We start from the raw sequence: 25,320 nt of genomic DNA on the forward strand, positions 1-25,320 counted from the left end.
TATAATCAGCGTAATCCTGGGAAAGACAAAATCCGCATAACAGAACAATCAATGAAACAACTGTATTTAAAGTACAAAGGTCATTACAAAGACAATTTCAGTTTAGCCTACCCCGTAGTTATTTCCCAACTGGGGCACACATTAGTAGCATTATCAGATAGTATTATCATTGGTCATACCGGGAAGGTGCCGCTGGCAGCAGTATCCCTGGGCAATGGCTTGTTTTCCGTATTTATGGTGGCCGGTATTGGTATGTCGTACGGACTAACCCCGTTGATTGCACAGGAAAACGGGCGTGGCAACAAAGGCGCCATCGGGCATTTACTGAGTCATAGTCTTATTATCAATATGGTGGTGGGTGTGGTGCTGTCTGCCGTTATTTATTTTGGCAGCGCCCATTTATCTTTCCTGCACCAGGAAGGGGATGTGGCAGATCAGGCCCGGCCCTTTCTGCGTTTCCTGGGATTTTCCTTTATTCCGCTGATGCTGTTCCTTTCCTTCAAGCAGTTTGCCGAAGGGCTTGGGTTTACCCGCCAGGCTATGAATATCAGTATCATCGGGAATGTGCTGAATATCCTGATAGGGATTACGTTGGTGTACGGCCTGTTCGGATTGCCCAGGATGGGTGTGATCGGCGTGGGTATCGCCACTTTTACCGACCGCCTTATTATGGGAATTACGATGGCGTTTTATGTGCTGCGTGCGCCCCGCTTCAAACCATACCTGCAATCGTTCGGGTTTAAGAACCTGAAGGCAGCCGCCATTAAAAAGATCCTGGGCATCGGTACGCCGGTGGCGCTGCAATACCTGTTTGAAGTAAGCGCCTTCAGTGGCGCGGCTGTGATGGTGGGCTGGATGGGAGCGGCAGAACTGGCGGCGCACCAGATAGCGTTGAGCCTTGCTGCCATGACCTACATGATGGCCAGCGGTATCTCCGCGGCAGCGGGTATCAAAAGCGGGAATAATTTTGGGAAGAAAGATTTCGGGGCGCTGCGTTTATCCGCCATCGCCAGTTATCATATGGTGCTGCTGCTGATGGGAGCCGCTGCCCTGTTGTTTACGCTGGGTAATCAGCTGTTGCCGTCATTTTATATCCAGGACCCGCAGGTAATCCAGATAGCTTCCCGCCTGCTGATCATTGCGGCTTTCTTCCAGTTGTTTGATGGTATGCAGGTGGTGGGACTTGGTATTTTGCGCGGCCTGGGCGACGTGCGTATTCCTACCGTGATAACGTTGTTAGCTTACTGGGTGCTGGGGATTCCTTTGGGTTACCTGTTGGGTATCAAATTGAATTATGGCGTGGAAGGCGTGTGGTGGGCGTTGCTGCTGGGCTTACTGGTGGCTTCTGTGCTGTTGTTTGTGCGTTTCCAGGTTAAAACCAGGAAACTACGGATATCATCTGCCGGATAAAATCCATATCATCTCTGTATACTATCTTCGCACATCAGGATAATCAAAAATATATGTCAGTTTTTTACGCGCCGGAAATACAGCAGGATGCCGCAGTGTATACCATGAATGAGGATACTTCCAAATATTGTATCCAGGTGCTTCGTCATGAAAAGGGCGATGAGGTGTTGCTGGCAGATGGCCGCGGGCATAAGATCACCGCGGTGATCACCGATGATAACCGCAAGAAATGTGTAGTAAAGATTGTTTCTTCTGAAACGATGCCGGCGCCTGCGCGGGCATTGCGGATCGCTATCTCCTTTACAAAAAATGCATCCCGGATAGAATGGTTCCTGGAAAAGGCCACAGAGATAGGCATTCAAACGATCATTCCGCTGGTAAGCCAGCGTACGGAGAAAGAAAAGATGAAGGCGGAGAGATTGCAGAATATCCTGGTGTCGGCTATGCTGCAATCGCAGCAGTTTTACTTACCGGAATTGCAGGAACCACAGGCTTTTGAAAAGCTGGTGAAAAATAATAAAGATCCGCAGCGGCTGATTGCGCATTGTTTGCCGGAGCAGAAAACCCCGTTGCAGCAAGTGATGCAGCCTGCAAAGGATAGCATTATACTGATAGGCCCTGAAGGTGATTTTACACCGGAAGAAATAAAGCTGGCGCTGGACGAAGGCTATATACCCGTATCGCTGGGAGATACCCGCCTGCGTACGGAAACGGCCGGTATGGTGGCGGTAACACTAATGAATGCCAGTTGGGCGTAAGCCCGCGCAGATCTTTTTCACGATCGTTGGGCCCTCATAAATGAACCCGGTATACACCTGCACCAGCGATGCGCCGGCATCCAGTTTTTCCTGCGCATCTTCCGCGGTGAAAATACCGCCCACAGCGATAATGGGAATGCTGCCCTGGCTATGCGTATGGATATAGCGGATCACTTCTGTGGCTTTCTTTTTTACAGGTAAACCGCTGAGTCCACCGGCGCCGATATCATTTACTTCCGCTGCCGGTGTTTTTAATCCTGCCCGGCTGATAGTAGTATTGGTGGCTACAATGCCGGCGAGTTTTGTTTCTTTTATTATTTCAATAATATCATCCAGTTGCTCGGTAGTGAGGTCGGGTGCTATTTTAAGTAAGATGGGTTTTGGTTTTACTTTCTGGGCATTCAGTACCTGCAGGTGATGCAGCAGTTGTTTCAACGGCTCTTTCTCCTGTAAGGCGCGGAGGTTTGGCGTGTTGGGAGAGCTTACATTTACCACGAAATAGTCTACCACATCATACAGCGCATGAAAACACTTTTCATAATCGCTGACAGCTTCTTCATTCGGGGTCACTTTATTTTTCCCGATGTTCCCGCCTACTATAATATTGGATCTTTTGCGTTGCAGTCTTTTTGCGGCAGCCACAGCTCCTTCGTTATTAAAGCCCATGCGGTTAATGAGGGCTTTATCTTCCGGCAGGCGGAATAACCGCGGGAGTTCATTACCCGGCTGTGGGAGCGGCGTTACGGTACCTATCTCCACAAAACCAAAACCCAGGCAGGCCAGTTCATCAATGTACTTTGCATCTTTATCGAAACCTGCCGCTAAGCCCACGGGATTAGAAAAGGTAAGTCCGAATATTTCACGTTCCAGGCCCGGGGTTTTTACTCCGCAAAAGGCGTTCAGGATATTCTTGCCAAGTGGCAGCGAATAAATTGTTTTCATACCACGCATAACGCTGTGGTGAATACTTTCCGGCGGATAGCGGAAAAGGAAATTTTTAATCAGGTTGTACATTGCGGGAACAAAGATAAGCATTACGCGATTGGGAGCAAGACAGGGGGCGAATTTTGTGTGGTTTGGAGTAAGACAAAATTCGCGTAAGTGAAAATCCTTCCTATATTTGCCCTTCATCATGCTGGAGCTCCAAACATTTGAAGCATTATTTAAGGAAAACCATGCTTATTGCCTGGCCTTTGCCACTCACTACACCGGGGATACCCATGTAGCGGAGGAAATAGTACAACAGGTATTCCTGCGGTTGTGGGAAAAAAGGGACACTATCACTATTACAGGCCCGGTAAAAGCATATTTGTTTTCTGCCATCCGTAATACCGCCATCAGCCAGTGGCGAAAGGATGTTGTGCGCTCGGAAAAGGAGAATGGGTATGGGAAAATAACAGAAACAACGGTTGGCGCGGGGGAAGAAGTGAAGGAGCTGGAGCGGTTGTACCGGGTGGCCTTGGAAAAGTTGCCGGAGCGCTGCCGCGAAGTGTTTATCCTCAGCCGCCAGCAGCATATGAAATATGCAGAAATAGCGGAAGCGATGAATATTTCTGTAAAAACGGTGGAAAATCAGATGGGCAAGGCCCTGAAGATCCTCCACCAGGAGTTGAAGGAGTACCTGCCGTTACTGACAGGATTCCTGTTCTAAAAATATTTCCGGGCGCATAGGGGCATCTGTATTTCGCGTGCGTCTTATTAATATATTACCGCCCGAAGGGCGACGACTGTAAAAACTTACAACAACTGATGACACCATCTTTTCCTAACGAGGCACTGCCCGATGAGGCGCTGTATACCTTGCTCTGCAAGTATCTGCTGAATGAAGCGGATGAGGAAGAGCGTGCGTGGGTGGAAGCATGGAGGGAAACGGACCCCGGTAATATGGCCCTGCTGGTATCGCTGGGGAAAGTACTGGATACTGCTGCGGCCAACGAAAAAACAGTGGCGGCCGATACCGGTAGCGCCTGGGCGCAACTCCAGGAAAAAATGGATGATAGGCCGGCATTGATTGCCATCAGGTCCAAACCCCGCTTTACCTGGCTGAAAATTGCCGCTGTACTGCTGGTTGCATTGGGCGCCGGGTTGTGGTTTATCACCCGTAATCAGCCGGACTATGTATATGCCGGCCCGGTAAGCGCGGTGCTCAGCGACGGAAGTAAGATTGAATTATCAGCAGGTGCAAAAATGGAAGTGGCCAGGGGCTTTAATGACCGCAACCGGAAAGTAACCTTCAGCGGTAAGGCCAGTTTTGATATAAATGGCAGTGCGGAAAACCCTTTTGTGATCATACTTGGGCACAACGAAGTAAAAGTGCTGGGTACCCGGTTTATGATCAATTATCAACCCGGCGAAGCCACGCTGAAAGTACATGTGAGCAACGGTAAGGTAATGGTGATTAATCATGATAAAAAAGACAGCGTAGTGCTCACCGATGGTATGTTATTACAAAAGGATAACGACAGGCCCGCTTTCCGGATCGCTTCCCATGTAACTGATATGGGTAAACGGTCGTTGTCGTTCAACAATACCCCGCTTGAAGAAGTACTGCATACGATCACCGAGGTGTATGATGTTAAAATAGAAGTAATGGACACCGACCTGCTGAAACTGCCGGTACGGGCCAGCTTTACAGATGAATCAACAGAAGAGGTGATGAAATCGCTGGCACTTATGCTGAACGCATCATACGAAAAAGTAAACGACCGTCAATACAAATTAAAATAGGTTTTAGCCGTCAACTAAAGCTGTAGTCACACTTTCAATTCAGATATACTATGTCGTTAGCCTTAAAACTGCTGACGGGAATATTAATATGTAGTTTCCCCTTACAGGTTTTCGGGTGGGACTGGCAAACAAGAGTAACAATAGTAGCAAAGGATCTGCCCCTGGAGGCAGTATGTGGATTACTGGAAAAAGAATATGGTATTCATTTTTCATATAGCAGGGAACTTGTCAACTTGTCCCGGAAGGTTACGTTAACCGCCCATCAGCAACGTCTTAAAAAATTACTGGACGAATTATTTTCTCCCGATGATATCCGTTTCACCCGTGTAGGCGATCAGATCGTGCTATCACCCGCGCAACGCAGCAGCCGCACCATCAGTGGTTATATCAAAGATGCGGTCAGTGGTGAAAACCTGATTGGGGCCACTGTTTATTCACCTGCGCTCAAACAGGGCACTACTGCCAATCAGTATGGTTTTTATAGTTTAACTACGGTGAAAGACACCAACAGCCTGTTGATTTCTTACATTGGCTACAAGCCTTATCTGCAAAAGGTAAAAGCTAAGGGCGACCAGCTGATCAACATCCACCTGCAACCCCTGGGCAGCTTAAAAGAGGTGGTGATCAGCGCAAAGGAGGGCAGTAAGCTCCAGGAGCAAACGCAGATGAGCAGGGTGCATCTTAGTACGTCTGATTTGCAGGCGATGCCGCGGTTACTCGGTGAAGTGGATGTAATGCGCGCCCTGCAATCGCTTCCGGGCGTAAGCGGTGGCACCGACGGCGCCGGTGGTTTATATGTAAGAGGCGGTGGCCCTGATCAGAATCTCGTGCTGATAGACGGCACACCGGTATTTAATTTCTCTCATTTCTTCGGCGTATACTCTATGCTGAATGCCAACGTGGTAAAAACTACTGACCTGTATAAAGGCGCCTTCCCGGCGCGCTTTGGCGGCAGGATATCTTCCGTGGTAGATATTTCGATGAAAGAAGGAGATATGAAAACCTTTCACGGAGACGCGTCCATCGGGTTCATTGCGGCTAAATTTAATATCGAGGGACCCATCGTAAAAGACAAAACCTCCTTCATGTTTTCTGCCCGCCGTTCTTATCCGGATCTGCTGATCAAGGCGGCTTTACAATCAGATAATACACTAGGCCCGGATGGGGATTTTAAGGCATTCTTTTTTGATGTGAATGCAAAAGTGAATCATATTTTTTCATCCAAAGACCGGCTCTTTTTTAGTTTTTATAAGGGAGAAGATAACCTGTTGCTGAAACAGACGGTGCCTGATACTTCCCGCCTCAGCAGTCCGTCGAAGTACATTGCTGAAAGCATCCGGTTCCGGCTTGGATGGGGCAATACCATTGGCGCGATACGCTGGAACCACATTTATAACCCCAAGCTGTTTTCCAATGTAACCCTGAACTATTCGCAATACGAGTTTTTTACAGAAATCGAGCATAGGTATATGTTGGCTGCTTCCGGTGAAAAGGCGGATGTATACGGAAAATACAACTCGAGGATGGAGAATAACGGTGGCAGAATAGATTTTGACTACCGCCCGGATCCCCGCCATTCTATTCGATTTGGCGGCATCACTACCATACATAAATTTAAACCCGGCAACTCCAGTTTCGAAGACAGGGACAGCCAGGTGATACCATTGGATACGGCTGATGCTTCGTTGAAAGTAACGGGCTATGAATTGTCGTTGTATGCGGAAGATGACTGGCAGATCAGGCCTGATTTTTTTGCCAGCATAGGCTTGCACGCATCTGCGTTTTTAGTGGAAGGCCGTTTTTATTACTCCCTGCAACCCAGGCTGGGATTGCGTTACGTGCTGCCCCGCAACTGGGCGGTAAAAGCGGCGTTTACACATATGAACCAGTATATTCACCTGTTGTCCGGCGATGGAACTACCTTGCCTACAGACATATGGGTGCCATCCACGCAACATGTAGCGCCTATGTTTTCGCGGCAACTGGCTGCCGGCGTAGCTAAAACTTCCGCTAACCTGAAGTATGAATTTTCACTGGAGGGTTATTTCAAATCCATGCACAACATGATTGAAACCCGGGAAACCAACGGTATCATTACTACTGCCGCTACCCGGTGGGATGAAAATGTAACCGTAGGTAAAGGCTGGAGCTATGGTACGGAATTAATGTTGCAGAAGAAAAAAGGAAGCACTACGGGATGGCTGGCATATACATTGGCCTGGTCTACCCGCCGGTTTCCCGGCGTGAATAACGGGCATATCTATCCCTATAAATATGATCGTCGGCATGATATTGAACTGGTGCTGGTACAGCAACTGGGAAAACAATGGGAGCTTTCTGCCTCCTGGCATTTTAACAGTGGAACGCCGTTTACTTTGCCGGTATCCACGTATGCCGGAACGGAGGGCTCCTCTCCCTGGGAGCCGGGTACCGGTAATAGCAGTATTGATCGTTTCGACAACCGGAACAATTACCGGGGCGCGGCTGTTCACCGGCTCGATGTGGGTGTTACCTGGAGTAAGCAAAAAAAATATTGGATCCGGAGCTGGAACCTGAGCGTGTTTAACGCCTATAACCAGAAGAATCCTTACTTCTATTATATCAGTGAAGATGCGGCAGCGCAAAAGCGGTACCTGTCCAGGGTAAGCATCCTGCCTATATTACCCAGTATTACTTATTCGGTTAAGTTTTAAAGAGATGAGTATAAAATATTTTTTCGTAGGTACGATCGGGTTATCCATGCTATTGAGCGCATGTGAAAAGCGGGAAGAAATTAAGTTGCCTTATGAAGGCGATAAAATAGTGGTGAACACGCTGATACAACCGGATAGTGTGGTTTATATCCGGGTAACGCGCAGCGTGCCCTCCAACGTGTATAACGATGGCGTGTATAAGGATATTCCCGGCGCCACCGTAACGCTTACCACAAATGAATCATCCGTGATGCCGTTGCAGGTACAAACGATAAAAGGACTTTCCTACTATGTGTCTGGCCAGAAAGCGGTGCTCGGACAACGATACCAAGTGGCCGTGGCAGCGGCGGGGTTACAGGCGGTAACGGCTACGGATACACTCCCGCAAGCCCCGGTGGCATACAATGCCACCGCGCAGCGCAGCAGCAGCCGGGTGCAGTTCACATTGAAAGACCAGCCAGCCTCCGCGGATTATTACCGGATCCGCATTTATATGACCGATGCCTCCACCGGAAAGGGCGCCTTCCTGCTTTTCAGGCTGGACCCTGCCTTTAATAATAACCTGGTTGACTATTTTTCCCAGGATAATTATAACAGCCTGATCATGAATGATGAGCGCTTTAATGGTAAACCCGTGAACTTCGTTTTACAAACAGCAGATCCCATCATGAATGCAGGTGAAATGACTGTAGAGGTAAGTGCGCTGACCCATACTACCTACCAGTACTTCAATACTCTCGCCGCCCAAAAAGATGCAGGGATATCCCTGGGGTCCCATGTAAGGGTATTTACCAATGTAACCAATGGCTATGGCATTGTTGGCGGCATCAATACCAGGAAGATGACCTTTAAAATACAGTGATCCCCGCGGTGATATAACATAGCTAAATAAGATAATATCGCAGTGAAGACGCTGCCATTTAAAGAAACGGGCATGCTTTAAGCCGTTTTACGGCGCTATATTAATACTTCGCTATATTTTTGTTATCCCGTTTTTTATCTTAAAAACCTGATCTATTTTTAGGATATATATATTTATATGCCTGAACAATTCCCCATTGATCTTATTCACCGGTTACGTGCTGGTGACTTTAAGCTTTTTGAGTTGATTTTCAATACATACTGGGAAGAGCTGTATGCCTACGCAGCAAAGGTTACGGGTAGTGAAGAAGATGCACGGGATATCATACAGGATTTGTTTGCCAGTATCTGGGAGCGCCGGCAGCAGCTGGAGCTGCATACTCATATCCGTTACTACCTGTTTAGCGCGGTAAGGAAGCAAATCCTGCGTAAGTTCCGCGACGACGGATTAAAAGAAAAGCACCTCGAAAAATTTATTACCCATAGTGAGCTGCGGTCCGAACTTACCCTTAACTCCCTGATCCATAAAGATATTCTGAACCAGCTCCAGCAAGACCTCCAGCATTTACCGGAAAAAGAAAGGCAGGTATTTGAATGGTACCACTTCGATGAGCTGAGCATCCGCGAAATAGCCATGATGCATGGCACGGCCGAGCAAACGGTACGTAACCAGCTCGGAAACGCCTACAAGAAAGCCCGTCCATTGCTGAAACCGCCTGTTAATGTTCCTCTGATTTTCCCTCTCCATGTTACCTTAACGTTAAGCCGGGATTCCGGATAGTTAAAAAGGGTGGTTTGTGCAACTTAGTCATAAACACCACACCTTGATCCGATCAAAAATAAATGCACTCATCGGTAAATACCTGGAAGGCAAAGCCACTCCGGAGGAGGAGCAATTGCTTACCCACTGGCTGGATGCACTGGCAGAAGACGCCGGTCCGGGAACGGAACAGGATGCCCGTAGCCGGGAACGGCTGCGCCGCAGCATTTTAAAGGTCATAAAGCAACGTACCGGCGAGCCGGCTGCCATATATCCTGTCTGGAAGAAACTGGCCGCAGCGGCGGCGGTATTGCTGATGGTGGGCATAGGCAGCTGGTGGATGATGAGTTACCGGTCGTCCCAAAAGATCGCCTGGCTGGAACTGCGTACGGCCATCGGTGAAAAGAAAGTGCTGTTATTGCCCGACAGCAGCCGGATCTGGCTGGGCGCCAATAGCGTACTGAAATACCCGGACCATTTTACGGATAACAGGCAGGTACAACTGGTATCAGGGGAAGCCTTTTTTGATATAGCCCAGGCTCCGGGACAACCTTTCAGCGTAATCACCGACAGCCTGCAGGTGCAGGTGCTGGGCACTTCGTTTCATATCAGGGCCTATCCCCGGCAGCTGCTGGAAATAGGGGTGAATACCGGGAAAGTGAGCGTTAACAAAGGCGGCCAGGTAATAGATATCTTAACAGCCAATCAACTACTGCAGGTTAACAGAAATAATTATACTTCTTCCCGGTTGTCTGTATCCTCACCAGATATAAATGGCTGGAAGCAGGATAAAATAGTGTTCGATAATATGCCCGTTATGGATGCATTGATGTTACTGGAGAATTATTACCCGGTGAAGTTCCACGTTAAGAGCGCGCCCGGCAGGCAAATCAGCGGATCGCTCAACATGCACTTAACAATTACGCAGATCATAAATGTACTGGAAGATCTTACGGATCATCAGCTGAAAATAACACCTGCCGGCGCAGGAAATTACAACATAGATCAATAAATATTTATTCCCTGAACTGAAACTAAAACACCGGTTATGAATGTACGTAGTACCCACTTGCGTACAAGGAGCTCTGTGAAACAGATATTTCTTGTAGCGCTTATGCTGTCGCTATGCGGCAGCGTCATGTCCCAGCAAAAAACAACCGTCGTGCAGGAACTGCATATTACCGCAGGCCCGCTTGCCGACGCACTGAAAATGCTGCAAAAACAAAGCGGCGCTGACATTGTATACGATGCAGCTTTATTGAAGAACCTGACGGTGAAAACACAGGACTTCCGTTCACAGCCCATAGAAGAAGTATTGCGCGTTTTACTGAAAGGAAGCGGGTTCCACTTCTCCGCTACAGAAGGCGTATACATCATTAAAAAAGAAAAGAACAAAACAACGGTCACCGGTAAAGTCACCGACGAAGAAACCGGCGTGGGTTTACCCGGCGTCAGCGTACTGGTAAAAGGAAATACACAAGGCAGCATCACGGATGCTAACGGTGCTTTTTCCTTGCAGGCTGATAACGCCGGCGATACCCTGTTATTTACTTCCCTGGGATATAAATCCACCCGCCTGGTGTTAAACGGGCAGCAACGGTTGGCGATTAAACTGAAAACCGATGCCAGCCTGTTAAGCAGCGTGGTAGTAGTAGGTTACGGATCAACCACCAAAGGCGATCTTACCGGCGCCGTATCCCATGTAGGCGCTGAAAACTTTAATACCGGTGTATTCAGCTCCCCGGAACAGCTGTTACAGGGAAAAGTACCCGGCCTGAATATTACCCGCAGCGGTGATCCAAACGCTACACCCGCAGTGATCCTCCGTGGCCCGTCCACTTTCCGCGATGGTGAAGCACAACAGCCTTTCTATGTTATTGATGGTGTACCCGGCGCTAATATCCAGCTGGTATCTCCGTCAGATATCGTATCAATGGATGTATTGAAAGATGCGGCATCTACCGCTATTTATGGTGCACGCGCTGCCAACGGGGTGATTATGATCACCACCCGCCGCGCAAAACCCGGTCAAAGCTGGATCAGCTACAATGCCTACGTAGCCAGCGAGCGCATCTCCAATTCCATCGATATGATGTCCAGCGCCGACCTCACGAAATACCTGGAAGACAACGGTAAAAGTATTACACCGGCTTATGATGATAACGCTGATAACGACTGGCAGAAACTAGTAACCCGCAACGGCCTGTCGCACAGCCATAATATTTCCTTTGGCGGCGGTAATGAGAAAACCGTATTCGATGGAAGCGTGAACTACCTGCAGAATAATGGTATCATGCAAAAATCATCACTGGAACGGCTAAACGTAAGAGCAAACCTGGAACAACGCGCGTTCAACGACCTGTTGAAACTGAACCTGTCGATCAGTAACAGCGTAAGCACACAAAACCAGATCCCGGAACTGGTGTTTATGAACATGCTGAACTATATGCCTACCGTGAATATCTTTAACCCGGATGGTACTTATAAAGAAGATTTCTCCCGTACACGCAACTACCTGAATCCCTTATCACTCCTTAATAACAACAGCGACCGCACCAAAAACAAGATCATGTTGGGGAATGCCCGTGCAGAGCTCAATCTTTTGCCGGGTTTGCGTTATACGCTGAATGTATCTATGCAGGATGAGCAGATCAACCGGGACATTTATAACAATCGCGCTTCCGGCCTGGCACAGGGCGTTAACGGAAGAGCTACCCGCAGCGCCTATACGAATACACGGAAAGTACTGGAAACCTATTTCAATTACGACGTGCTTTTTGGTAAACACGACCTGCGTTTGCTGGCCGGCTACTCCTGGCAGGAAGACCGCCGCGGCGACGGATTCCAGACCTCCAACCAGGGTTTTGTATCAGACGCCACCCAAGGCGATAACCTGGGCCTGGGAAGTCCCGATGGCGCCTTCCAGCCTAATTTTGGTACCACCCGCATTCAAACCCTGCGCTTCATCTCCTTTTATGCAAGAGCCAATTACCAGTTTGACGGAAAGTACCTGCTGATGGCCTCTGTGAGAAGGGACGGTTCTTCTGCCTTCGGCGCAAACAACCGCTGGGGTTATTTCCCAGCCGTATCCGCCGCCTGGAAAATCAATAAGGAAAGCTTCCTCTCCGGCGTATCCTGGATAGAAGATCTTAAACTGCGTGCAGGCTATGGTGTTACCGGTAACTCGCTGGGCTTCGATCCGTTGATCGCCACACTCCGGTATGATATCACCGGTAAATTTTATAACAACGGCAGGCTGATCAACGCTATCGGACCCGTACAGAACGATAACCCCAACCTCAGATGGGAACGCACCGGCATGGCTAATATAGGCGTGGATTTCACCACGCTGAGAGGACGCCTCGGCTTCGCAGTGGATTACTATGATAAGCGCACCACTGATTTGATCTACTCCTACAATGTACCCGCCACGCAGTATTTTGTATCTACCATGCTGGCGAACGTAGGCTCCATGAGCAATAAAGGTGTTGAATTCCAGGTGAATGCAGTGCCGGTAAAAACAGCTCATTTCAACTGGACCACCTCCGCTAATATTGCGCATAATAAGAACCGGGTACTCTCCCTCTCCAATGATATTTTTTCTGTGAAATATATTGAAACCGCAGAACTTGGCGGCAGGGGACAATCAGGCAATAAATCACAGCGTGTGGAAGGCGGATATGCACTGGGTTCGTTCTACCTCTGGCAATACGTGGATAAAAACGCTGCCGGTCTTTCACAATTCCGCGACGCCAAAGGCAACCTGGTTACCGGCCCTACTTCCACCGACCGGGTTTATACCGGAGACGCACAGCCGGCCTTTACCTATGGCTGGAGCAACAGCTTTACCTGGCGTAATTTTGATGCCAATATTTTTCTGCGCGGCGTATCCGGAAACAAGATACTGAACGCTACCCTGGCTAACCTGAATGCACCTTATGAAGCGGGTATCATCAATATTCCACAGTATTCCAAACAAGAGTCGCCCAGCGATGTAAATGCGCCTTACATCTCTTCCCGCTACCTGGAAAATGGCGCTTATCTCCGGCTCGATAATGCTACTATTGGCTACACGGTTCCTATGCAGAATAAGTATATCAGGAAACTGCGTTTATACGTTTCCGGTAATAACCTGTTTATCATTACCGATTATTCAGGTATTGATCCGGAAATCAATATGGGCGGACTTACACCGGGAATTGACAACAGCAATTTCTATCCAAAGACACGTTCTTTCCTCTTTGGCTTAAACGCAACATTCTAAAAACTGACGGTTAAAAATAGCGACATGAAAAATATTTTTATCACAGGACTAGCACTCAGTTTTACTTTACTTTCAGCATGTACGAAGCTGGATGTAAATGTGGAATCTGAATATGTAAAGGAAAATTTTCCAACCACACCCGATGGCTTTATTGCCGCATCCGGTCCCATTTATACACAACTAAGCGGAGGCTATGCCGTTGACTACTGGCGGATGCAGGAACTCTCTACTGATGAAGCCATTATCCCTGCCCGTGGTGGTAACTATGTGGATGGAGGGGTGTATGCGCAGTTGCACAGGCATTCCTGGACGAAAGATCACACCACCGTGAAAAATGTGTGGAGCTGGGCTTTTGGCGGCGTGAACACCTGCAACCGTATTCTCGCGCTTTTTGAAAAAGCACCCGACAGCGATTCCAAACCGCAGGCAATGGCGGAGGCCAGGGCGATGCGCGCGCTGTATTACTTTTACCTGATGGACTTGTACGGCAAAGTACCCATCATCACCACATTTGGTAATCCAACACCGCCAGAGCAATCATCACGCGAAGAGGTATTTAATTTCATAGAAAAGGAACTGAAAGAAGTGTTACCATTGCTGAGAAGGGAACGTGGGCAAATTACCTATTCGAAGCCTACTGTATGGTTTGCCTTTACACTGCTGGAAAAAATGTACCTGAATTCAATGGTATACACCGGCAAGCCCAGGTATAACGACGTGGTAGTAATGGCTGATAGTATCCTGACCAACGGCAAATATGAGCTGGATGCCAACTACGCCAGCATTTTTATGCCTGATAACGGTCCTGCTATTATGGAAACCATTTTTGCGATTCCTTATGATGGATATGTGATCAAAGGCAACCAGTTTTCCCGTTTCGGATTACATCCAAACCTGGTGGCAAAGTACTCATTACCTTTCCGCCCAAGTATTGCAATGAGCACCATCGGTTCTTTCTATGATAAATTCAATTTAACAGGGGATGTCCGCAATAATACCTGGCTGGAAGGACCGCAGGTTAATTCCGACGGCTCGCCTATCCTGATTACCACCACCAACAAAGGATTAGATGATAAGTATGCCGGCTCGGAACCTAAGAAGGAAATCAAATGGCAGCTTACGTTCTCTAAAACCATGACCTTACGTGTAGATACTACCATGGATATCGGGAATGATGAACTGGCAAAAGCGGCCGGTGTGCGTTCCATTAAGTATTACCCTGATAAAAACACTGAACCGTCAGAACGTAACTCCAATAATGATGTGCCCGTTTTCAGGCTGGCAGATGTAATGCTTATGAAGGCGGAAGCCATCCTGAGGGGTGCTGCTCCCACAGCAGTGAAAGGCGAATTACAGGATGCAGATGTATTGGTGAACAAAATCCGCACCCGGGCACATGCCCCGTCGGTAAGCGGTATCAACCTCAGCGGTTTGCTGGAAGAACGTGCGCGGGAATTAGCCTGGGAAGCATGGCGCAGGAATGATATGATCCGTTTTGGCGTATTTGAAGGCACCTGGGGTTTTAAATCAGATGTAAATACCCAGCACCGCATTTACCCCATACCTGTAGATGAAATCACGCTGAATCCAAAGCTGGTGCAGAATCCAGGCTACTAGCGCGGATTTTGTCTTGGCTCAGGATTACGCTGATTTTACTGATTACTTTGATTTTTACTTTTGGATTTTATAAAGGATTAAGGGAGATAGAAGCGGATATATAGCTTTTATCTCCCTTAATTATTATAAATCTAAAAATCAAAAAAAATCCAAAAGTAAAAATCAAAGTAATCAGTAAAATCAGCGTAATCAGCGAGAAAGACAAAATCCGCATCGCCGAAGGCGATCTTTTCCCTTTTGCGTAAGTCGTTTTCCTGATCCGATCATTACTCCCCGATTTCCTGCTGTATTTTTGTGAGATATAAATAATACCCCGGAGTCATTAACTATACATAGTCCATACATCCGTTGTTTGCCACCACCATTTTTCAAAGGTAAAGAGTGATGAATTAAGTCCTGACAGCGGCCGTAACCCGGTCGCTGGAGGCACAAACCCATAGGCCCATGTGTAATTACCAGACATTATACCACGGCGCTGCAGGATATGTGATCCGCTGCCCGCATTGCAAAGGCATTCAGTTAGCCTTTGGTACAACGGTTGTTAACCTTGATATCACCGAATTTGAGTGCTTCAAAAAGATGGTCAACCGGCTATCGGATGAACACTATCACACATCAGAAAATGAAAAGATGATTTGTTTGCCCCTGCCGGCGGATCATGTGATGATGTTGGTAACCCCTGCTGAAATAACTGCGCTGGCAAATATAACAGCGGAAGTACAGGCATTGATTGATGCCTATGATATCCTGGAAACATCCTCCGGATGCCAGTCTGCCGGCTAATGATAAATGCCGCCCCTTCTTATAATCCCGGATCAGCGCGTGCTGTCATATTCCGCCTTCAGACGGAATATGACAGCGCGCGCTGTTATTTAACAACCGGGATGGCTACTTGTTCAGCCATGATCAAAATTGATTTTATGTGAACAAATGCGAAACGACTTGTGTTACCTATTACAATTGAATGATGACCATATTCTTCTTCTCATAATCCATATATAAATGAGTTGGTTACAGCATACATTCCAGGAATATCCTGAACTGGCCGTATTTCTTACTTTGTCCGCAGGATTTTTTATAGGTAGCATACGGGTAGGGAAATTTTCGTTAGGATCCGTAACCGGTGTTTTGTTGACCGGAGTAATTGTAGGGCAGATGGACATACAGGTATCTGCCAATGTGAAGTCGGTCTTTTTCCTCATGTTCCTGTTTGCAGTAGGCTATAGTGTGGGACCGCAATTTTTTCGTGGTTTGAAAAAAGATGGGCTGCCGCAGGTATTGTTTGCTGTACTTATGTGTGTTGTTTGCCTGGTGGCGCCGTGGTTGCTGGCGCTTGCCTGCGGCTATAACGTAGGGCAGGCCGCCGGTCTGATCTCCGGTTCACAAACCATTTCCGCTACTATGGGAGTGGCCTCTGATACCATTAACCAGTTAAATGTGTCTGCCGAACAAAAAGCTGCATGGATCAACGCCATGCCGGTATGTTATGCAGTAACCTATATCTTCGGAACAGCAGGTTCGGCGTGGTTACTATCCAGTATTGCTCCCATGATGATGGGCGGAATTGAAAAGGTAAGAGCTGCATGCAAAGAGCTGGAAAAAACAATGGGCGCCGGTGATCCCACACAGGATCCCGGCATGCGCTCTGCTTTTATCCCGGTTACATTCCGCGCCTATTTAATTGATGCATCATCCATTGCCGCAGGCAAATCAATACAGCAACTGGAAGCTGAATTGCTGCAACGCAATCACCGTCTGTTTGTAGAACGCATTCGCCGGAAAGACAAGAAGCTGGTGGAAGCCACGCCGGATTATGTAATTAATCCCGGTGATGAAATTGTACTCAGCGGCCGCAGGGAATTTATCCTCGGAGAAGAACAGGGTATCGGTAAAGAAATAGTAGATATGGAATTGCTGAACTTCCCCGTGGAAAATGTACAGGTATTTGTGATGAATAAAAACGTAGTTGGGAAAACAGTGAAAGCCTTACGTGCCATGGATTACATGCACGGTATCCCGGTGCAGAGCATCAGGCGCGCAGGAATCGCCATGCCGGTGTATCCGGAGGCCGTACTGGAAAAAGGGGATCATGTGGAACTGGTAGGCTACAAAAAAGATATGGACAAAGCTGCCAAAGAAATTGGTTACGCGGATATTCCTACCGATAAAACAGATATGATCTTTGTGGGCCTTGGTATTGTGTTAGGGGGGCTTGTTGGCGCCATGAGCATTCATGTAGGAGGGGTGCCGCTCAGCCTGAGTACAAGTGGCGGTGCGCTCATAGCAGGACTGGTTTTTGGCTGGTTACGTTCACAGCATCCTGCCTTTGGCAGAATCCCGGAGCCGGCATTGTGGGTGATGAACAATGTGGGTTTAAATACTTTCATTGCAGTGGTGGGCATCACCGCAGGTCCCAGCTTTGTGGCGGGTTTCAAAGAAGTAGGGTGGGGACTTTTTTTAGTAGGTATTGCAGCTACAGCTATCCCGTTGTTATCCGGGGTGTTGATGGCTAAGTATATTTTTAAATTTCATCCGGCATTAGTGCTTGGTTGTACTGCAGGCGCCAGAACCACTACCGCTGCACTTTCCGCTATCCAGGAAGAGGTACAAAGCAACCTGCCTGCATTGGGCTATACCATTACATACGCGGTGGGCAATACGCTGCTCATCATCTGGGGCGTGGTGATTGTGCTGCTGATGACCTGATGTTGTGAATAACTATTCATCATAAATGAGATACACCGTGACAGACACCCCTACCAGTTATTTACGTTTGGTCGTTTACGTTATATCCATTCTTTTGTGGGCGGCGCAGGCACATGCACAAACAGATACTGCTGAAAACGGAAAGGGGCTTACCCGTAACATGATTGAGGGCGGGAAAACGCAGGGCTTTCTTTTTACGGATGTAAAGGGCATCCGGCTGCAGTTTAGCGGATATGTGCAGGCGGATTTTATCCACGACTTCAGTGAAATCGGCAACATACATGCCATGCAGCCATCTACTATCACGGTGCCCACGTTGAGTGATGGCAACACGGCCTTTACCATCCGGCAGTCCCGTTTTGCTTTTTCCGCCTTTGGTGTTCCGGACGCCAAAGGGCGCACCCTCAAAGCCGTGCTGGAATTTGATCTCTGGGGTAATTTATCCGGTGCGCCAAGATTGCGCCATGCTTATATTCAACACGGCAAATGGATCTTCGGTCAGTATTGGAGCAACTTTATGGATGGTGATAACTGGCCTAACATCATGGATTACTGGGGGCCAAATTCCTATGTATGGACACGCCAGGTACAGCTGCGCTTTACACAGGCCATATCTGAATCAATGACTTTCTCCGTTTCCGCAGAACAACCCGGTGGCGATATTTCCATTCCTTCCACCTGGAGCAGCAAAACCATCTACCCGGATGTAACAGCCGCTTTTCAGAAAAACTTTGGAAAAAAGAATGCCAGCCATGTACGGCTGTCCGGCCTGCTGCACCCGATCGATTACAAGAACAGTGACGCAGATACGAAAACAAGTATAGGCGGCGCCTTTAATATCTCCGGAAATATTAATCTCGCTAAAAACGATGATGTGAAATTCCAGTTCGCTTATGGCAGCGGCTATGCAAAATACAGCGAAGATATCAGCGGGCAGGGATACGACGGATACGCAACGGCAGATGATAAAAGTATCAGTAACATCAGCATGCTGGCTACCTGGCTGTACTTCGATCATTTCTGGACAAAAAGTCTCGGATCTACTCTCGGGTATGGTTACCTGCAACTGAACACGCCGGATCTCGATATGCCCGTAGGCACACTGAAAGCAACACACTACGGTTCTTTTAATACCACTTATTACTTCACTTCTTTCTTTAAAATAGCCGGTGAAGTACTGTATGGGAAAAGGGTGAATACGGATGATCATTCCGGCGATGATATCCGCACTCAGTTCAGCGCGTTCTTCAAATTCTGATCATCTGCATAAAAATGGAATAATCATGAGCGCTAAAGTTGCGCTTCTCCTGCTGCCCGCCCTGCCGGACGGCGGCGGAAGTCCCTGCTGGCTATGCTGTGGCTGTTTACCTGTTATTTTTCCCCGTTAATTCGTAAATTCATAAAACAAGTTATCACCTTAACATGTTTTAGAGCTATGGACGTAAAGGATTATTATAAGATTTTGGGGATAGAGAAAACGGCAACAGCTGAACAGATTAAGAAAGCCTACCGTAAACTGGCGGTAAAGTATCATCCGGACAAGAATCCCGATGATAAAGCCGCTGAAGATAAATTCAAAGAGATCAATGAAGCCTATGAGGTGCTGAGTGACGCTGAAAAGCGTAAGAAGTACGACCAGTTTGGCGAAAACTACAAGTATTACGAGCAGCACGGAGGCCGGCCGGAAGACTACGATTGGTCGCAGTACGGTGGTGGCGGCGGACAGCGTCGCACCTACTCTTATGGCAGCGGGGATATGGATGATATGTTCGGCGGCGGTGAAGGTAACTTCTCCGATTTCTTTGAACAGCTTTTTGGCAGCCGGTTTTCAGGCGCTGGCGGTGGCCGCCGGCAGCAGCAGGGTCCTGGCAGGGGCCGCGATGTGCAGGCAACCATGGAAGTATCCCTGGAGGATGCTTATACCGGTGCTACCCGCCAGGTAGAAGTGGGTGGCAGCAGGCTTAATATCAAGCTGAAGCCGGGACTGTACGAAGGCCAGGTGATCCGGTTAAAGGGAAAAGGGAACCCCGGCCGCAAAGGCGGGGAGAACGGCGACCTGCTCATTACCGTGCAACTGGCGCCAAACCCGCAATACGAACTGAAAGGGAAAGATATTTATACAGATCTGGCAGTGCCTTTGTATACTGCCGTATTGGGAGGAAAGCTGACCGTAAACACACCGGGCGCTTCCCTGAATATGAATATTCCGGCCGGAACAGACAGCGGCAAGGTTTTTCGTTTAAAAGGCAAGGGGATGCCCGCTTACGACAACAGCGGAACAGCCGGGGATCTATACATCAAAGCAATGGTACATATACCGGCAAACCTCTCCGACAAGGAAAAAGAATTGTTTCAGCAACTTTCACAATTAAATGAGAATGGCCATGCTTAAACTTTTTGATTATCTGGAAGAAGTGATTTCCACAGAACGGATCTCACAACTCAATAACCCACGCCTGCTGTATACCGCCAGCGAAATTATGCAGGAAATGGGATATGGCCAGTCGGGCATGGAACAGGAGCCGCTCGACAGGGCCATGCATGCGTGTGCCGCCCTGAACATCCCGGTGGACTATAATTTCAAGAAAGTATACTGCTTTCGGGATGGGGAACTTACCACCGACTGGCAGTTATCGGAACTGGCTACTTACCTGTTCATGATCAACTGTAATCCGCTGAATCCTTTTGTAGCGAAAGCCCAGCTGATATTTATGATGAAAGACCGGGTATGAGAGATATCAACCGGACAGGCATCCTCATAGTAGTGATCATGGGCACCACTATGGCAGGGATAGACTCCAGTATTGTTAATATATCCCTTCCCGTTATGAGCAGGCAGTTTAACTGTACGCTCGACGAGATTGAATGGGTGATTACCGTATACATGCTCAGTTTTTCCGTATTGATGCCACTCACCAACTGGCTGAAAAACAGGATTGGCTTTTTCAATCTCTATATTGGCGCTATCTCCCTTTTTACGCTGGGATCTTTAATGTGCGCCTTGTCTACTAGCCTGGACAGCCTGCTTACCGCCCGGGTGATCCAGGCGCTGGGAGGCGGTGCTATGGCGCCTACCTCTATGGCTATTATTTCTTACGTGTTCCCGGCGAGGGTGCGCGGCACTGTGCTGGGATGGTGGGGCCTTGGTAACCTGGTGGGCCCCGCCATGGGACCCACGCTGGGAGGTATACTCACTGAAAAGTTCGGGTGGCCTTCTATATTTTATATCAATCTTCCCATCGGTATCCTTACAGTGATCCTCGCCTTCCGTTACCTGGATGTACTGCGGAAGCAGCCGAAGCTGAAACTGCCGTTTGATCTTACCGGTTTTGTAATGCTCACCATATTCCTGGTTTGCCTGCAATATGGTGTGGCACGGGCAGAAGTAGTAGGGATCACTTCTCCCGAAATACTGGCTACACTGGGTGTGGCCCTGATTGCGTTTGCTGTTTTTATCTGGATAGACAAACATAAAAAAGAGCCGATCATTAACCTGGATCTTTTTGCCAATTATTCTTTTGTGAGTTGTATCCTCGTAACTATTTCGAGGTCGGCTGCGCTGTTCGGCGGCTTATTCCTGATGCCGTTCCTGCTACAGGAACAGATGGGTTTTTCAGAAGGGATGTCGGGGTTGCTGATACTCCCCAATTCCGTATTTATGGCGGCGATGATGCCTTTTGCAGGGCGCTGGTCCGATAAACACGGCTCCAGGGAAATATCCATGCTGGGAATTGCGTTGCTGGCGGTGTCTATGTACCTGTTTGCCCTGCTGGACAAAGGCAGCACTATTACCGGCGTGATCATCACTATGACGGTGAGGGGGCTGGGCATGGGGCTTTTACTCGCCCCGCTCAATGCCGCAACACTAAGCGCAGTACGGCCAAGCGAAGTAACAATGGCCTCGTCTATCAGCACCCTGATGCAACAGGTGGGCGGCGCCATAGGTATCGCAGTGCTGGCCATTGTAACCCAGGCTGCCTACAATAAACATGTGCTGGCCGGACAGGAAGGCCATTATGCCCATCACCTGGCACTCAAGCAGGGTTTTCATATTTCCCTGTTTATCCTGTTGATAACCCTGATACCCGCCTGGTTCCTTCCGCGCCGGAATGTGGTATTAAAAGATACAGATGCCCACATTGATACCTGACTTTTTTAGTGCATGATTATTGGTGAGGATAGGTTAACTTTTCCGGCATTTATGACAACAAATGGTAAGAAGCACATATTGATGATCGACGACGACGAAGATGACTTTTTCCTTGTAAACTCTTTACTACAGGATATTTCGCCCGATCAATACGTTTTGCAGTGGGTTTCTTCCTACAAAGAAGGGTTGTTGGCAATTGAAGCACGCTCACACGATCTTTACCTGGTAGATTATCGTCTTGGCGCTCATACTGGTATTGATGTGTTGCATCATTTCCGCAACCTGGGATATAAAGCCCCCGTTATTTTGTTTACCGGGAAGGGCGATTACCATATAGACAAGGAAGCCATGCTGGCCGGTGCGTCTGATTACCTGGTAAAAAGCGAGATCAACGCAGCCTTGCTGGAGCGGGCTATTCGCTACACCCTCGATAAATTCAGCCACCTTCTGGCCATTGAAAAAAGCGAGAAACGCTATTTCAGCATCTTCGAAAAATCCAATGATCTTATCCTGCTGGCAGACTGCGAGCACAAAATTGTAGCGGCTAATCCCGCTGCACTCAATGTATTAAAGTATGAGGAAGCAGAACTGTATAGCAGCCATCTCCAGAGCCTGTTCGCGGAGGAAGGAGTGATCAATTCTTTCCTCGACCAGCTGTGCAGCGATGAAGGTGTGGTGCAAAAGGAATATGTATTCCGCAGTAAACTGGGTCAACAGCTCGATGTAATGATCAACGCTTCCCTGCTGGATGAAAAAAAGCAGTTATACCTGTGTATTATCCAGGATATCACCGCCCGCAAACGGAAGGAAAGGGAAAAGCAGCAACAGGAAAAATTCGCGATTACCGGGCGCATTGCCCGCCTGATAGCGCATGAGGTCCGTAACCCGCTGACAAATATCCTGCTGGCAGTATCCCAGCTTAAAACGGAGCCGGTGGCTGAAACAGAAGATGCCACCTTATACCTGGATATTATGGAGCGCAACTGCCATCGTATCAATCACCTGGTCACTGAATTACTGCAGTCCACCCGGATGTCGGAACTCAATATGCTGCCGCTGGGACTGAATATGCTGGTAGAAAAAGCGCTGCAACTTGCAGCCGACAGGTTGCAGCTAAGCAACGTTAACGTGGTAAAGGAAATGTGCCAACCTGATTGTATGATCCTGGCAGATGAAGACAAGATCCTCATCGCTTTTCTGAACATTATTATCAATGGCATTGAAGCCATGAAAGCCGGGGAAGGAAAACTTACCATCAATACATGGAAAGACGCGGAGAAAGTATTTATTCGTATAACCGATAACGGTAGTGGTATTTCCCCGCAGAACCTGGCGAAACTTTTTGAGCCCTTTTTTACCAACAAAACAAAGGGAACGGGATTGGGATTAACGGCTACCCAGAATATTATACTTCAGCATAAGGGTACGATTGCAGTAGATAGTATATTGGGAGAAGGGACTACTTTCCTGATTAGTTTTCCTATTGACGGAGAAAGCCAGAGTGAATAGACTACCGGCCGGTAAATGCCTTACAGCACTTACCGGCCGATGATATTATTTATCCTCTTCTTCTGCTTTGATGCCTGTTTGTGTAAACACGATCTTCCGTTGTTTGTACAGGTTGCCAATGGTCATTTTGAATGTTTTCTTGCTCATCCCAAAAAACTCCTGTATCTCTTCCGGTGTCGATTTATCGTGATACGGCAGATAACCATCGTTTTCCTGCAGTAACCGCATAATTTTCTCTGACTCGTCTTCCACTTTATTAAATCCGGGTTTACCCAGGATCACATCTATTTTATCGTCTTTGATCTGGCGGATGAAGCCCGGTAATTTGTCACCGATTTCAATGGTCCGGAATATTTCGTTGTGATGCAGGATACCGGTATGCAGGTTGTTGATGATCACCACGTAACCGATGTCGGTACGGCGGTAAATCACCAGGTTTACCTGGTCTTTTTCCTGTACGGTGAGGTTTTCATTGCTGAGGTAACGGTCAATCTTCTCTGTGGCAGCAAGGCGGCCGGTCAGCTCATCGATGTATATTTTTACCAGGTATTCCTGTCCGGGCGCCATGCGGGTAAGCTGTTGGGAAGAGGCCACAAACAGGTCTTTCATCAGCCCCCAGTCCAGGAAAGCGCCCTGTTTGGTAATGCTCACCGCTTTCAGCATCACAATATCCCCTGCAATCCCGTAGGGGCGCTGGGTAGTGGCAATCAGGCGGTTTTCGGAATCATGGTAAAGAAATACTTCCAGTTCATCGCCTACACGGGTACCGTCGGGTACAAACCTTGTGGGTAGCAGGATCTCCTGTTCTACGCCTTCGAGGTACACACCAAAATCAGCTTCTTTTTTCACCCTTAACAGGTTGTATTCACCCACCTTTATCATAAAAAACGATTAATTGTCAGGCTGCAAGTTACTTATAGATTGCCGGATTGCGAGAATCATATTCTGCTTACTTTTGTAAGCATCAGATACCGGGCAGTATTGGTAATTCCCGGGTATCCGGTCTAAAACCAACCAAACTATCTTATGACGATTTTATCATTCACCCTGATCCTCCTCGGCGGGGCCTTTTTGGCTGGGCTGCTGGGATCGCTGACCGGCTTAGGCGGGGGCGTTGTGATCATCCCGTTGCTAACCCTGGTATTTCATACCGATATCCGGTATGCCATTGGTACCGCTTTGGTAGCCTCCATTGCCACTTCTTCCGGTTCAGCGGCTGCTTATGTAAAGGAGGGCATTACCAATATCCGGCTGGGCATGTTCCTGGAAATAGCCACAACCACGGGCGCCGTTATGGGCGCACTGATAGCCGTATATATGCCCACCAATATCGTAGCCATTATTTTCGGACTGGTCCTCATTTTCTCGTCCGTAATGTCTTTTCGCAAGAAAATGGAGTTTCCGGCAGGGCATAGCGACAGCAAAGCAGCGAAGCAGCTGCGGCTCAACGGAAGCTATCCTTCCGACGGTGAGATGGTCAATTACAAAGTGCATCATGTACCAGGGGGCTATTTTATGATGACCTTCGCCGGCATCATGTCCGGGTTGCTGGGCATCGGCTCCGGCGCACTGAAAGTGATGGCGATGGACAATATTATGCGTATTCCTTTTAAGGTGTCTACCACCACCAGTAATTTTATGATCGGTGTTACCGCCGCTGCCAGTGCAGTTGTATATCTGCAACGGGGATATATTTCTCCGGGCCTGTGTATGCCGGTAGTACTGGGAGTGCTGGCAGGCGCCTTTGCAGGCTCCCGCTTGCTCACACGCACCAATGTAAAAGGACTGCGTATAGTCTTTAGCGTAGTAATCGGATTGCTCGCTTTACAGATGATCTATAATGGGATAACCGGAAAATTATAAAC

20 protein-coding genes are annotated in these 25,320 nt (G+C 48.1%); 18 read left to right on the forward strand and 2 right to left on the reverse strand.

Annotated elements, in window-relative coordinates; genetic code table 11:
- Positions 1-51 precede the first annotated feature (51 nt).
- Entirely contained in the window at positions 52-1,410 is a 1,359-nt protein-coding gene (locus QFZ51_RS06740) for an MATE family efflux transporter (protein ID WP_429044475.1), read from the forward strand.
- A 53-nt stretch (positions 1,411-1,463) separates the two neighbouring features.
- Complete coding sequence (locus QFZ51_RS06745) at positions 1,464-2,168, forward strand: 16S rRNA (uracil(1498)-N(3))-methyltransferase (RefSeq protein WP_429044477.1); 705 nt, start codon at positions 1,464-1,466, stop codon at positions 2,166-2,168.
- Here the strand turns inward: QFZ51_RS06745 and QFZ51_RS06750 are convergent.
- Complete coding sequence (locus QFZ51_RS06750; RefSeq protein ID WP_429044479.1) at positions 2,145-3,203, reverse strand: quinone-dependent dihydroorotate dehydrogenase; 1,059 nt, start codon at positions 3,201-3,203, stop codon at positions 2,145-2,147. The genes QFZ51_RS06745 and QFZ51_RS06750 overlap by 24 nt on opposite strands.
- 85 nt (positions 3,204-3,288) lie before the next feature.
- Here QFZ51_RS06750 and QFZ51_RS06755 point away from each other — a divergent pair, with 85 nt between their 5' ends.
- From QFZ51_RS06755 to QFZ51_RS06825, 15 genes are all read left to right on the forward strand, one after another.
- Positions 3,289-3,819 (forward strand): RNA polymerase sigma-70 factor, encoded by a 531-nt coding sequence (locus QFZ51_RS06755; RefSeq protein WP_429044482.1) that lies wholly within the window; start codon positions 3,289-3,291, stop codon positions 3,817-3,819.
- A gap of 98 nt (positions 3,820-3,917) precedes the next feature.
- Positions 3,918-4,895: a FecR domain-containing protein gene (locus tag QFZ51_RS06760; RefSeq protein WP_429044485.1), complete on the forward strand. Its 978-nt coding sequence runs from the start codon at positions 3,918-3,920 to the stop codon at positions 4,893-4,895.
- A gap of 50 nt (positions 4,896-4,945) precedes the next feature.
- Complete coding sequence (locus QFZ51_RS06765; protein WP_429044488.1) at positions 4,946-7,588, forward strand: carboxypeptidase-like regulatory domain-containing protein; 2,643 nt, start codon at positions 4,946-4,948, stop codon at positions 7,586-7,588.
- Between the two features lie 4 nt (positions 7,589-7,592).
- Complete coding sequence (locus QFZ51_RS06770) at positions 7,593-8,450, forward strand: DUF4249 domain-containing protein (protein WP_429044490.1); 858 nt, start codon at positions 7,593-7,595, stop codon at positions 8,448-8,450.
- A 177-nt stretch (positions 8,451-8,627) separates the two neighbouring features.
- Positions 8,628-9,230, forward strand: coding sequence for an RNA polymerase sigma factor (locus QFZ51_RS06775; RefSeq protein ID WP_429044492.1), 603 nt, complete (start codon positions 8,628-8,630; stop codon positions 9,228-9,230).
- A 43-nt stretch (positions 9,231-9,273) separates the two neighbouring features.
- Entirely contained in the window at positions 9,274-10,221 is a 948-nt protein-coding gene (locus QFZ51_RS06780) for a FecR family protein (RefSeq protein ID WP_429044494.1), read from the forward strand.
- Positions 10,222-10,296: 75 nt separating this feature from the next.
- The gene (locus QFZ51_RS06785; RefSeq protein WP_429044497.1) at positions 10,297-13,473 is read left to right on the forward strand and encodes a SusC/RagA family TonB-linked outer membrane protein; all 3,177 of its coding nucleotides are present in this window, start codon (positions 10,297-10,299) and stop codon (positions 13,471-13,473) included.
- A gap of 24 nt (positions 13,474-13,497) precedes the next feature.
- Positions 13,498-15,090, forward strand: a complete 1,593-nt coding sequence (locus tag QFZ51_RS06790) for a RagB/SusD family nutrient uptake outer membrane protein (protein WP_429044500.1) — start codon at positions 13,498-13,500, stop codon at positions 15,088-15,090.
- Between the two features lie 444 nt (positions 15,091-15,534).
- Positions 15,535-15,873 (forward strand): DUF6686 family protein, encoded by a 339-nt coding sequence (locus QFZ51_RS06795; RefSeq protein ID WP_429044502.1) that lies wholly within the window; start codon positions 15,535-15,537, stop codon positions 15,871-15,873.
- A gap of 219 nt (positions 15,874-16,092) precedes the next feature.
- Entirely contained in the window at positions 16,093-17,796 is a 1,704-nt protein-coding gene (gene aspT, locus QFZ51_RS06800; RefSeq protein WP_429044505.1) for an aspartate-alanine antiporter, read from the forward strand.
- Between the two features lie 25 nt (positions 17,797-17,821).
- Positions 17,822-19,054: a DcaP family trimeric outer membrane transporter gene (locus tag QFZ51_RS06805; protein WP_429044508.1), complete on the forward strand. Its 1,233-nt coding sequence runs from the start codon at positions 17,822-17,824 to the stop codon at positions 19,052-19,054.
- A 177-nt stretch (positions 19,055-19,231) separates the two neighbouring features.
- The gene (locus QFZ51_RS06810) at positions 19,232-20,188 is read left to right on the forward strand and encodes a DnaJ C-terminal domain-containing protein (RefSeq protein ID WP_429044511.1); all 957 of its coding nucleotides are present in this window, start codon (positions 19,232-19,234) and stop codon (positions 20,186-20,188) included.
- Positions 20,181-20,528: a hypothetical protein gene (locus tag QFZ51_RS06815; RefSeq protein WP_370910973.1), complete on the forward strand. Its 348-nt coding sequence runs from the start codon at positions 20,181-20,183 to the stop codon at positions 20,526-20,528. Before QFZ51_RS06810 ends, QFZ51_RS06815 begins: the two co-directional genes overlap by 8 nt.
- The gene (locus QFZ51_RS06820; protein WP_429044513.1) at positions 20,525-21,946 is read left to right on the forward strand and encodes a DHA2 family efflux MFS transporter permease subunit; all 1,422 of its coding nucleotides are present in this window, start codon (positions 20,525-20,527) and stop codon (positions 21,944-21,946) included. Before QFZ51_RS06815 ends, QFZ51_RS06820 begins: the two co-directional genes overlap by 4 nt.
- Positions 21,947-21,997: 51 nt before the next feature.
- Positions 21,998-23,455, forward strand: coding sequence for an ATP-binding protein (locus QFZ51_RS06825; RefSeq protein WP_429044516.1), 1,458 nt, complete (start codon positions 21,998-22,000; stop codon positions 23,453-23,455).
- Between the two features lie 45 nt (positions 23,456-23,500).
- On the opposite strand, the gene QFZ51_RS06830 is transcribed toward QFZ51_RS06825, so the two are convergent.
- The gene (locus tag QFZ51_RS06830; protein WP_429044518.1) at positions 23,501-24,337 is read right to left on the reverse strand and encodes a CvfB family protein; all 837 of its coding nucleotides are present in this window, start codon (positions 24,335-24,337) and stop codon (positions 23,501-23,503) included.
- Between the two features lie 144 nt (positions 24,338-24,481).
- Between QFZ51_RS06830 and QFZ51_RS06835 the strand changes: the two genes are divergently transcribed.
- Entirely contained in the window at positions 24,482-25,318 is an 837-nt protein-coding gene (locus QFZ51_RS06835; RefSeq protein ID WP_429044520.1) for a sulfite exporter TauE/SafE family protein, read from the forward strand.
- The last annotated feature ends 2 nt before the right edge of the window (positions 25,319-25,320 follow it).

Origin of the sequence: Chitinophaga sp. W3I9 (genome assembly GCF_050434025.1) — a bacterium.
In the GTDB taxonomy this organism is placed as follows: Bacteria; Bacteroidota; Bacteroidia; order Chitinophagales; family Chitinophagaceae; genus Chitinophaga.

Coding starts and splice junctions, on each gene's coding strand:
- QFZ51_RS06820 (WP_429044513.1), top strand. CDS start 20,525: ATGAGAGATATCAACCGGACAGGCATCCTCATAGTAGTGATCATGGGC.
- QFZ51_RS06745 (WP_429044477.1), top strand. CDS start 1,464: ATGTCAGTTTTTTACGCGCCGGAAATACAGCAGGATGCCGCAGTGTAT.
- aspT (WP_429044505.1), top strand. CDS start 16,093: ATGAGTTGGTTACAGCATACATTCCAGGAATATCCTGAACTGGCCGTA.
- QFZ51_RS06750 (WP_429044479.1), bottom strand. CDS start 3,203: ATGCTTATCTTTGTTCCCGCAATGTACAACCTGATTAAAAATTTCCTT.
- QFZ51_RS06775 (WP_429044492.1), top strand. CDS start 8,628: ATGCCTGAACAATTCCCCATTGATCTTATTCACCGGTTACGTGCTGGT.
- QFZ51_RS06740 (WP_429044475.1), top strand. CDS start 52: ATGAAACAACTGTATTTAAAGTACAAAGGTCATTACAAAGACAATTTC.
- QFZ51_RS06760 (WP_429044485.1), top strand. CDS start 3,918: ATGACACCATCTTTTCCTAACGAGGCACTGCCCGATGAGGCGCTGTAT.
- QFZ51_RS06765 (WP_429044488.1), top strand. CDS start 4,946: ATGTCGTTAGCCTTAAAACTGCTGACGGGAATATTAATATGTAGTTTC.
- QFZ51_RS06830 (WP_429044518.1), bottom strand. CDS start 24,337: ATGATAAAGGTGGGTGAATACAACCTGTTAAGGGTGAAAAAAGAAGCT.
- QFZ51_RS06825 (WP_429044516.1), top strand. CDS start 21,998: ATGACAACAAATGGTAAGAAGCACATATTGATGATCGACGACGACGAA.
- QFZ51_RS06810 (WP_429044511.1), top strand. CDS start 19,232: ATGGACGTAAAGGATTATTATAAGATTTTGGGGATAGAGAAAACGGCA.
- QFZ51_RS06835 (WP_429044520.1), top strand. CDS start 24,482: ATGACGATTTTATCATTCACCCTGATCCTCCTCGGCGGGGCCTTTTTG.
- QFZ51_RS06815 (WP_370910973.1), top strand. CDS start 20,181: ATGCTTAAACTTTTTGATTATCTGGAAGAAGTGATTTCCACAGAACGG.
- QFZ51_RS06790 (WP_429044500.1), top strand. CDS start 13,498: ATGAAAAATATTTTTATCACAGGACTAGCACTCAGTTTTACTTTACTT.
- QFZ51_RS06770 (WP_429044490.1), top strand. CDS start 7,593: ATGAGTATAAAATATTTTTTCGTAGGTACGATCGGGTTATCCATGCTA.
- QFZ51_RS06805 (WP_429044508.1), top strand. CDS start 17,822: ATGAGATACACCGTGACAGACACCCCTACCAGTTATTTACGTTTGGTC.
- QFZ51_RS06795 (WP_429044502.1), top strand. CDS start 15,535: ATGTGTAATTACCAGACATTATACCACGGCGCTGCAGGATATGTGATC.